This window comes from Microcystis sp. LE19-195.1E (assembly GCF_027532095.1).
In the GTDB taxonomy this organism is placed as follows: domain Bacteria; phylum Cyanobacteriota; class Cyanobacteriia; order Cyanobacteriales; family Microcystaceae; genus Microcystis; species Microcystis aeruginosa.
Genome location: NZ_JAPZSZ010000055.1, coordinates 1 through 9,135, shown reverse-complemented (window position 1 = coordinate 9,135; position 9,135 = coordinate 1). Strand labels below are relative to the sequence as shown.

At 46.2% G+C, this 9,135-nt stretch carries 11 protein-coding genes; 8 read left to right on the top strand and 3 right to left on the bottom strand.

The window, feature by feature from the left end:
* Window positions 1–172 (top strand): photosystem II protein D2 (locus O9300_RS03460; protein ID WP_271931852.1); only part of this gene is annotated, 172 nt, incomplete at its 5' end.
* Window positions 156–1,538, top strand: coding sequence for a photosystem II reaction center protein CP43 (psbC, locus tag O9300_RS03455; RefSeq protein ID WP_287732830.1), 1,383 nt, complete (start codon window positions 156–158; stop codon window positions 1,536–1,538). The genes O9300_RS03460 and psbC, both read left to right, overlap by 17 nt.
* A gap of 31 nt (window positions 1,539–1,569) precedes the next feature.
* On the opposite strand, the gene cobD is transcribed toward psbC, so the two are convergent.
* Window positions 1,570–2,649, bottom strand: a complete 1,080-nt coding sequence (gene cobD, locus O9300_RS03450) for a threonine-phosphate decarboxylase CobD (protein ID WP_287970068.1) — start codon at window positions 2,647–2,649, stop codon at window positions 1,570–1,572.
* A gap of 31 nt (window positions 2,650–2,680) precedes the next feature.
* Window positions 2,681–2,965: a non-specific DNA-binding protein Hbs gene (hbs, locus tag O9300_RS03445; RefSeq protein ID WP_002759570.1), complete on the bottom strand. Its 285-nt coding sequence runs from the start codon at window positions 2,963–2,965 to the stop codon at window positions 2,681–2,683.
* Between the two features lie 545 nt (window positions 2,966–3,510).
* On the opposite strand from hbs, the gene O9300_RS03440 reads away from it, so the two are divergent.
* The 3 genes from O9300_RS03440 (at window position 3,511) to O9300_RS03430 (ending at window position 5,030) form a co-directional block, all read left to right on the top strand.
* The gene (locus O9300_RS03440; protein WP_287970070.1) at window positions 3,511–3,996 is read left to right on the top strand and encodes a DUF4168 domain-containing protein; all 486 of its coding nucleotides are present in this window, start codon (window positions 3,511–3,513) and stop codon (window positions 3,994–3,996) included.
* 77 nt (window positions 3,997–4,073) lie between these two features.
* Complete coding sequence (gene ureE / locus O9300_RS03435) at window positions 4,074–4,550, top strand: urease accessory protein UreE (RefSeq protein WP_190720251.1); 477 nt, start codon at window positions 4,074–4,076, stop codon at window positions 4,548–4,550.
* A 198-nt stretch (window positions 4,551–4,748) separates the two neighbouring features.
* Entirely contained in the window at window positions 4,749–5,030 is a 282-nt protein-coding gene (locus O9300_RS03430; protein ID WP_287970067.1) for a hypothetical protein, read from the top strand.
* A 23-nt stretch (window positions 5,031–5,053) separates the two neighbouring features.
* Here the strand turns inward: O9300_RS03430 and O9300_RS03425 are convergent, their stop codons facing one another.
* Window positions 5,054–6,034, bottom strand: a complete 981-nt coding sequence (locus tag O9300_RS03425; protein ID WP_287970066.1) for an aspartate carbamoyltransferase catalytic subunit — start codon at window positions 6,032–6,034, stop codon at window positions 5,054–5,056.
* An 83-nt stretch (window positions 6,035–6,117) separates the two neighbouring features.
* On the opposite strand from O9300_RS03425, the gene O9300_RS03420 reads away from it, so the two are divergent.
* From O9300_RS03420 to O9300_RS03410, 3 genes are all read left to right on the top strand, one after another.
* Window positions 6,118–6,720 (top strand): GUN4 domain-containing protein, encoded by a 603-nt coding sequence (locus O9300_RS03420; protein ID WP_287730231.1) that lies wholly within the window; start codon window positions 6,118–6,120, stop codon window positions 6,718–6,720.
* Between the two features lie 294 nt (window positions 6,721–7,014).
* The gene (locus O9300_RS03415) at window positions 7,015–8,472 is read left to right on the top strand and encodes an efflux RND transporter periplasmic adaptor subunit (RefSeq protein WP_287970064.1); all 1,458 of its coding nucleotides are present in this window, start codon (window positions 7,015–7,017) and stop codon (window positions 8,470–8,472) included.
* Window positions 8,473–8,477: 5 nt separating this feature from the next.
* Window positions 8,478–8,972 carry an ureidoglycolate lyase gene (locus tag O9300_RS03410; RefSeq protein WP_287970062.1) on the top strand — a complete coding sequence of 165 codons (495 nt, stop codon included), beginning with the start codon at window positions 8,478–8,480 and terminating at the stop codon, window positions 8,970–8,972.
* Window positions 8,973–9,135: the final 163 nt, after the last annotated feature.

Sequence of the window (9,135 nt, the reverse complement as noted above, 5' to 3'; positions counted from 1 at the left end):
TGACTTCGTTTCTCAGGAATTGAGAGCGGCGGAAGACCCGGAATTTGAAACCTTCTACACTAAAAATATTCTGCTTAACGAAGGTCTGAGAGCTTGGATGGCTCCCCAAGACCAACCCCACGAAAACTTTATCTTCCCTGAGGAGGTTCTCCCGCGTGGTAACGCTCTCTAATATCCCTACCGCTACCGGTCGTGACCAAAGTTCCACCGGCTTCGCTTGGTGGTCTGGTAACGCTCGTCTCATCAACCTCTCCGGTAAACTGCTCGGCGCTCACGTCGCCCACGCCGGTTTAATCGTTTTCTGGGCCGGGGCAATGACCCTGTTTGAAACCGCCCACTTTATCCCCGAAAAACCGATGTACGAACAGGGTTTAATCCTGCTTCCCCACTTAGCTACCCTCGGTTTTGGGGTCGGTCCGGGTGGTGAAGTAGTCGATACCTTCCCCTACTTCGTCGCTGGTGTTCTGCACTTAATTTCTTCGGCTGTACTCGGTTTTGGTGGTATCTACCACGCTATCCGCGGACCGGAAACCCTAGAGGAATACTCTAATTTCTTCGGTTACGACTGGAAAGACAAAAACCAAATGACCAACATCATCGGTTATCACCTGATTCTCTTGGGTGGTGGTGCGCTGTTGTTGGTATTTAAAGCCATGTTCTTTGGCGGTGTCTATGATACCTGGGCACCTGGTGGCGGTGATGTCCGCATCATCACCAATCCTACCCTCAACCCCGCAGTTATCTTTGGTTATCTGACCAAAGCTCCTTTCGGTGGCGAAGGCTGGATTATCAGCGTCAACAACATGGAAGATATCATCGGCGGTCACATCTGGATTGGCTTAATCTGTATCGCTGGCGGTATCTGGCACATTCTCACCAAACCCTTTGCTTGGGCGCGTCGCGCTTTCATCTGGTCTGGAGAAGCCTATCTGTCCTACAGCTTGGGCGCTCTTTCCATGATGGGCTTTATCGCCGCCGTTTACGTTTGGTTTAACAACACCGCCTATCCCAGTGAATTCTACGGTCCGACCGGTATGGAAGCTTCCCAAGCTCAAGCTTTCACCTTCTTGGTGCGTGACCAACGCTTAGGTGCTAACGTCGCTTCTGCCCAAGGCCCCACCGGTCTAGGTAAATACCTGATGCGCTCTCCCACTGGCGAAATCATCTTCGGTGGTGAAACCATGCGTTTCTGGGATTTCCGCGGTCCCTGGTTAGAACCCCTCCGTGGTCCTAACGGTTTAGACCTCGACAAAATCAGAAATGACGTACAACCCTGGCAAGTCCGCCGCGCGGCTGAATACATGACCCACGCTCCTTTAGGTTCCTTGAACTCTGTAGGTGGCGTTATCACTGACGTTAACTCGTTTAACTATGTGTCTCCTCGCGCTTGGTTGGCCACCTCTCACTTCACCCTCGCCTTCTTCTTCCTCATTGGACACCTCTGGCACGCTGGACGCGCTCGCGCCGCCGCCGCCGGTTTCGAGAAAGGAATTGACCGCGAGACTGAACCCGCATTGGCAATGCCCGACCTCGACTAATTTCCCTTAGTTCGATGGCAGCGGCTCCCGTCTAGTTGGCGGGAGCCTTTTTGTTGTTAATATCAGACGCAGCTAAAACACTCTCTAAAGCCGATAATAATCGTTGATTTTCTGCCGGTAAACGGACAGCTACCCGAAAATAATTGCTACCCAATTCGGGGAAACTGAGACAATCGCGGATGAAAATTCGATGATATTTTAATAAAGCTTCCTGTAGGGGTAAACAGGAAGATTGAGATTGTACTAAGAGGAAGTTAGCGGCACTGGTTTGGGGCTGTAATTGCGGAAAATTAGCTAATCCCTGCCATAAATCCTGGCGGGCCGTCGTTAACCAGTCCCAAGTTTGTTGTTGAAAATCCCTATCTTCAATTCCCGCAATAGCGGCAACCACAGCTAAATTATTCACTGACCAAGGATCTCGCCATCTTTGCCATTGTAACAGGCGATCGGGATGGGCGAGGACGTATCCTAGACGTAAACCGGGGAGACTGTAAAATTTAGTTAGGGAACGCACAATCACGAGATTGGGATATTCCGGCAACAGAGAGATTAAACTCTCCTGTTGTTGCGGGGGTAAAAAATCCATAAAAGCTTCATCCACTACCACCAAACCAAATTGCGATAGATAGGGACGAATGTCCGCCACCGTCCAGAGTTTCCCCGTGGGATTGTGGGGATTATTGAGTAATAAGCCTTGTTTTTCGGGATTAACCGGCTTTAAAGTGGTTAAATCTAGGGAATGTTTGCAGATGTTTCCACCAAAACTTTTTAAAGCCCGTTCGTAATCGTTAAAAGCGGGTGCTAGTACATAAACACTATCAAATGCTGCTAATTCCCGACCGGCCCAGGTTAATAACTCGGCCGCACCATTGCCGGGGAGAATCCAATCCGGCCCGATATCATGCCATTGAGCGAGGGCAGAACGCAACTGCCAATACCCTGGGTCAGGATAACGAGTCAGACTGGTTAAATGGCTTTTAATAGCGGTTAGGGCGCTTTCTGGCGGACCGAGGGGGTTGATACTGGCAGAAAAATCGAGAATAGAGGAAACCGGACAGCCGGCAATGGCGGCCGCCCAGTCAAGATTACCACCATGTTTAGGTCTAGGCAAAAGACTTACAGCGATCAAAACTCAACAGTAATTATTCCTTATCCGGGGCTACTCTGTCTTTAAACAGTTTACCGGCCGAGAAAGCCGGGACGCGAGTGGCCGGAATCTCCATCTTATCGCCGGTTTTCGGGTTGCGTCCTTCCCTGGCCTGACGTTCCCGGGCCTCGAAGGAACCGAATCCTACTAGGGTTACTTTGTCCCCCTCAGAAACCGCTTCGATAATGGTTTCGATGGCGGCAGTGAGAACAGCATCTGCTTGTTTTTTGGTGACAGAGGCTTTGAGAGCGATTTGATCGATTAATTCACCTTTATTCATGCGCTAACTCCTTTTTTTGCGGTTTTTCTGAGTTTAGGGTGGTTGTCAGTAGTTTATGGTTCCCCTGTTGAGGACTCGCCAGGATCGAGATCACTAAATAATGCCTCAAATCCTCATTGGCTATATATTCCACTGCATTATTCTAAGCGGGAATTGTCTCGATCGGGATCGCTGAAACCTTTAATTTATCTAGATTTCCTCTCGATTCCCCGCCACGGGGAGACACAAAAGAGAATAAGCGAGAGATTAAGAGCGATATAAGCTAATAAAAAGAGATTAGCTGGCTAAATTGCCGATAAATATTCTCTAAAAGCGATAGGTATCCTAACTTCCCAAAAATCGTTCATCGGTTCTCTCAAAGATTTTTGACTAATTTTGCCCCTAGAAACGTTAAAAAAGTTTACCAAAGCAATTTCTGCCCAAAAATTAAGTTCGGGACCAGGAGATATTGGCTAGAATTGGAACTTATGATCGTTAAAAATATTCAAAAAAGCAGGATTTAACTGGAAAGTTTGCTATCATTATCTATTCAGCGACAAACTCGCATGGTGATTTACTGCTATCCCCTAGCCGATCTAGGTCAAAGCTTAAGACGTTCTTTTATTGTGACTTTTTTGGCAGTAATCGCCATTCTTGGCGGTCTGATTCCCGAATTTTCTTGGACGACGGAGGTGGTTAGTTTTCAGTCTTCCGCTTATACTCAAGATTTTACGGCTGACCAAATCAAACGTTATGCCAAAGCAGTTTTGTCGATCGAAACCCAAAGAAAACAAGCTTATCAGGAAATTTCGCGAATTTTACGGAAAAGTCCCCCGGCAATTACCTGTAACCAACGGGCAAGCTTTAATAATCTTCCAGCTGATGCCCAAAGAATTGCCGTAGATTATTGTAATAACTCAAAAAAGATTGTCAAAGATAATGGCTTCACCGCAGCTCAATTTAACGCCATTACTAACCGGATTCGTACCGATGATAACTTGAGACGACGGGTACAAAATGAGATGATTCGTCTGCAACGGGAGAATAAATAGAAAAAGTTCCTCAGTTTTTCGGGTCAAGCTGGAGTCAGGGCTACAATTAAGAATGTTTTTTCCCATTGACCACTACCATGTTAACTTTTACCGAGCGCTTACCCCCCCGTCATACCGCTAGTCCACCTCCCCCAGAAACGGTAGTTTTTAGCCTTTTACTCACGGCCGAAGAACGCACCCGCAGCCGTTATCGTCTCGACAGTCCCGAAGGTTTTTCCCTCTGTTTTCGTTTACCCCGCGGCACTATTCTACAGGACCGCGATTTCCTGCGGGGAGAAAACGGCGAAATTATTCAAATCATTGCTAAACCCGAACCAGTTATCACTATTACCGCCCCTTCAACCGATTTACTCCTCAAAGCTGCTTATCACCTCGGTAATCGTCATGTAGCCCTAGAAATTAATCCCGATTACCTGCGTCTGTCCCCCGATTCTGTCCTACAGGCAATGTTAGAAGGTTTGGGATTAACTGTAACTGAAGAAATCGCCCCCTTTAACCCCGAAATCGGCGCTTATCAGCATTATCATGACCTGGAAGAGGCAAAAAAGGGATAGTTTAAAAAGAACGGAATCCGGTATCGGTCGCAGTTCCTAGAAAAGCCCTAGGGGTAGCTTGAGTATTTATACTTATTGCAAAATAGGTATGCTTTTCCTATCATAAAGTTGACTGGTAATCGTGCCGAACTAATTAGCGAAAATTTGGGTCTAAAGCCCTTGGAATGATGTTTTTATTGTATTCAGGAAGTTGAAAAAATGAAGACCAAATCGATCATAAGCTTACTATCTCTTAGCATTATGGGGATGTCAATCTATGGGGGTCAAGCTAATAGTAGTGATTATCGAGCTTTGACCCCGGAAGAAAAATCACGGTTAACTGATGCTTTGCTAAAACAGGGCTGTAGAAATCCTAAAGCGATGAAATTTGATGTTGAGACTAACCTATTTGAAGCAGAAGATGCTGTGTGTGAGGGAGGAAGAAAGTATGATATTTACCTTGATAGAAACTTTAGGATTGTTTCAATGAAACCAGACTAAAAGAGCAAATCCCTGAGAAGCTTTTACCGGTCGCCGCGAAGATTACCAATGAGGTATAACAAAGCCATTCTGACAGCGACACCACTGGTAACTTGTTGGGAAATCAGACTAAAATCGGGATCGTCCATTAAATCGGAACTAATTTCCACTCCCCGATTCACAGGACCGGGATGAAGTACCTTCACCCCCGGTTGACAGGATTGCAAACGAGGACGAGTAATGCCAAAACTTTGATGATATTCCCGTAAACTGGGCAAAAGATTGGCAGTCATGCGTTCTTTTTGCAGTCGCAGGGTCATAACAAAATCGGCCTTTTCTAAAGCTGGTTCTAAATCCCAGTGGAGAAATAGGCGATCGCACAATTCCCCAAAATATTTCGGCAGTAGGGTGGGGGGTGCGGACAAATGTACTTCAGCCCCAGCCGTGGTTAAACTCCAGATATTGGAACGAGCGACACGAGAATGGAGTATATCCCCGACAATAGCGATTTTTTTGCCCTCTAACAGTTCTAAACGGGGATTTTCTTCATCTAACAGACAACAGATCGTAAACAGGTCTAAAAGTCCCTGGGAGGGGTGTTCGTGTTGACCGTCCCCAGCATTAAGAATACTGACCCCCGACTGCAAACGATCCATTTCTGCGGCAATTAAATCGGGAACCCCCGACTGTTGATGTCGGATAACAAAAATATCCGTACCCATGGCCACATAGGTTAAAGCGGTATCGAGAATCGTTTCACCCTTAGTCAAACTGGAACTACCCGGGGCAAAATTGAGAACATCGGCCGAGAGACGTTTCGCAGCTAGTTCAAAACTACTACGGGTGCGGGTGGAAGGCTCAAAAAAAAGATTTGTCACCACTTGACCTTGTAGGGCCGGCACTTTCTTGGTACGTCGGGAAAGAACTTCACGAAAACTAGAGGCCGTTTGTAGCAGGGTTTGGTATTCTTCCGGTTGCCAGTCTTGCAATCCCAAAATGTGGTGTCGGAGCCAAGTGAAAGCCATAGGCGTTAAGGAGGCGGTAAAAACGGCAAATTTCGTCTATGCTATTGTAGGATTTCTTTGCATCAGGTTAATAAATAGGGTTTATGAGAATTAATTTTTCCTTCTGTCAGATCACTCTTGCGATCGCTTTATTTCTCAATCCCTTGCCGGCGATCGTTGCCCAGACTGCCACCTCTGGGGAAATGGTATCACCGACCACGGGCATTAATTACACTCGCCTGAAAAATTTCCTCGCTCAACAAAATTGGCGGCAAGCTAACGATGAAACCCGTAATTTAATGCTGAAAGCAACCGGACGGGAATTACAGGGCTGGTTTACTATGGAAGACCTGCAAAAATTGGCCTGTTGGGATCTGCAAAAGATGGATCAACTCTGGAAAGAAGCTTCCGGGGGTCGTTTTAGTTTCAGCACCCAATTTCGCATTTTTATCGAGACGGGTAATCGACCGGGTCGCTTAGTGGCGATCGAAAATTTTCAAACTTTTGGCGATCAAATCGGTTGGCGTAAAGATGGTGATTGGATTATTTTTAAAGAAAATCTTAACTATACCCTCAATGCTCCCGTCGGTCATCTGCCGGCGCCCCGGGACGAATATCAGATCGCCGGTGGTCGCCTAGAATACACCACCCTCGCCCAAAGATTAGTTACCTGTAATATTGTTAGCTTAGGGCAAAGCAAACAATAGACCTCTTGTAAAAATCAAAAATTGTTGTTAGGGTTAGGAGTCAGTAGTCAGTAGTCAGTAGTCAGTAGAATTAAGAATGAACAATAATCAATTAAATAGTCTATTGACGGATTTTAGGCAATTTAATCCTTATTTTTGCCGTTTTTGAACCCTCAAAAATTAATTATGCCAGAGGTTTAATAATCACGCTGATCAATTCTGTAGAGTAAAATTTAAGGAAAAGCTTCTCTCCTCATCTTCCCTTTTTTTCCGATTTACTAGCACTTTTTCTGCCAAAAACCCCTAAATTTAACAATGATTAAACGATCCGTTAACGTATCGAGAGCGATCGGTTCGTCGATCGCCGTTTCCCTAATTATCACCGGTTGCGCCCCCCAAACCCCCCAAGCCACTGGACCGGCGGCTGTTCCCGTCAAACTGCAAACCCTCGGCACCGACAAATTAGTGCAAAGTAGCGAATTTGTGGGTACTTTGATCGCCCAACAGCGTGTTAGCGTCTCCCCTCAGATTACCGGTCGGATTCGGACTATTTTCGTTAAATCTGGCGATCAGGTAACTCAGGGACAAAAAATCGCCGAATTGGATCCCGAACAACAACAGCAACAGGTAAACGCCGGCATCGGCCAGGTAAATTCGGCCAAAGCGAATCTCAATGCGTCTGAGGCGGATTTAAGGCAAAGACAAGCGCAAGCGAGGGCAAATAAAGCCCAAATTGCCCAGAATCGGGCAAATGTGGCCAATGCGGAAGCTAATGTTAAAAGTCAGATCGCCACCTTGAGCGCCGCCGAAGCTGATTTACAGAGAGCGAGAGCTAATTTAGATTTAGCGGAAAAAAACCTAAAAAGAGCCGAATTTCTGGTCAAACAAGGCGCACAGCCCCAACAGGACTTAGATGATCGCCGCCGCGACATTCAGGCCGCCAAGGCAGAAGTAGAAGCCCGGTCTCAAAATCGTGATGCGGCCCGTCAACAGGTGACGGCGGCTAGAGCTACCTTACAGGCAAACAAAGAAGCATTAAATATCGCCATTGAAAACGAATTAGCCTCACAGCAACAGGTGGCGGCGGCAGCGGCAACAGTGAACAGTCGTCAAGCGGCGGTAGCCAGCACTGAGGGGCAATTAGGGGCGACGCGTCAGAATTTAGTTTTTAACACCATTACCGCCCCGATTGATGGTTTTGTCGGCGATTTTAATCAAAGAAAAGTCGGCGATATTATCTCCCTGGGTGAAGAATTAACCTCGTTGACTAACAATAAAACTTTGGAACTAAATGTGCAGATTCCCGTGGAATTACAACCGCGTCTGCGCGTCGGGCTGCCCGTGGAAATTATTAATCCCGATGGCAGTGCGGGGGTTCGCGGTCAAGTAACTTTTATTTCCCCCACAGTTTCCCAAGCTACCCAATCGGTTTTAGTGAAATTTTCCTTTACTAATGATGGCAGTCTTCGCAATAACCAATATGTGCGGGCGCGGGTAATTTGGGATCAAAAACCGGGGGTATTAATTCCCACCACGGCAGTGACTAGCATCGGGGCGCAAAATTTTGTTTTTGTGGCCGAAAAAGAAAAGGCTAAAGAAGGTCAAGAAAATGCCGAGGAGCGTTTACTGGTCAGACAAAAACCAATTCAAGTCGGCACAATTCAAGGGCAAGCTTATCAGGTTATTTCTGGAGTAAATGCTGGGGAAAGAATTGCTATTAATAATATTCTTTCTCTCCGAGATGGTACAGCTATAACTGTTAGTCAGCAGTAATTTTTATGAGTAATTCGATTACCGTTCGTCCCCTGTCAGCGCAACTAATTACCGCCGAGAGTTTCCGTCCCTACGGTCAATTAATAATCCCTAGTCATGATGGAAAACCGTTTGATGAAAGCGATGCACAACTGCATTTAAAAAACGGTGTGCCACGCTTTTATATTATGCGTTTACAGACTCGCGGACGTAAATTTAAGCGAATTACTCGTCATAGTCAATGTACCCAATGTCTTGGTTCTTTGGGGGGACAAGAGTGGTTTTTAGGAGTGGCCCCCCCTAGTCCTTATCCTCAACCGGATTTGGAAAAACTAAAGGTTTTTCGCATCCCCGGGGACTGTTTTATTAAATTAGAGGTGGGAACTTGGCACGCTGGCCCACTTTTTGATCAACCGGCGATCAATTTTTATAATCTCGAATTGAGCGATACTAATATTGTCGATCATTTTACCTATAATTTTGCCCAAGAGCAGTCAATAGAATTCGAGATTGTTGATTGAAAAAAATATTTTTTTTACCTAGTGGGACTTAGGCGTTTTCGGTCAGCAAAAAAGGCTCAAACCATTACGGGACAAAGGGTTAACCTCGATTTATGATTTTCCTTGATCTATCTGGGTTTCAGCGATTTTGGGCTTCTCGAAGTAAATCCCAAGCGGGGATTGG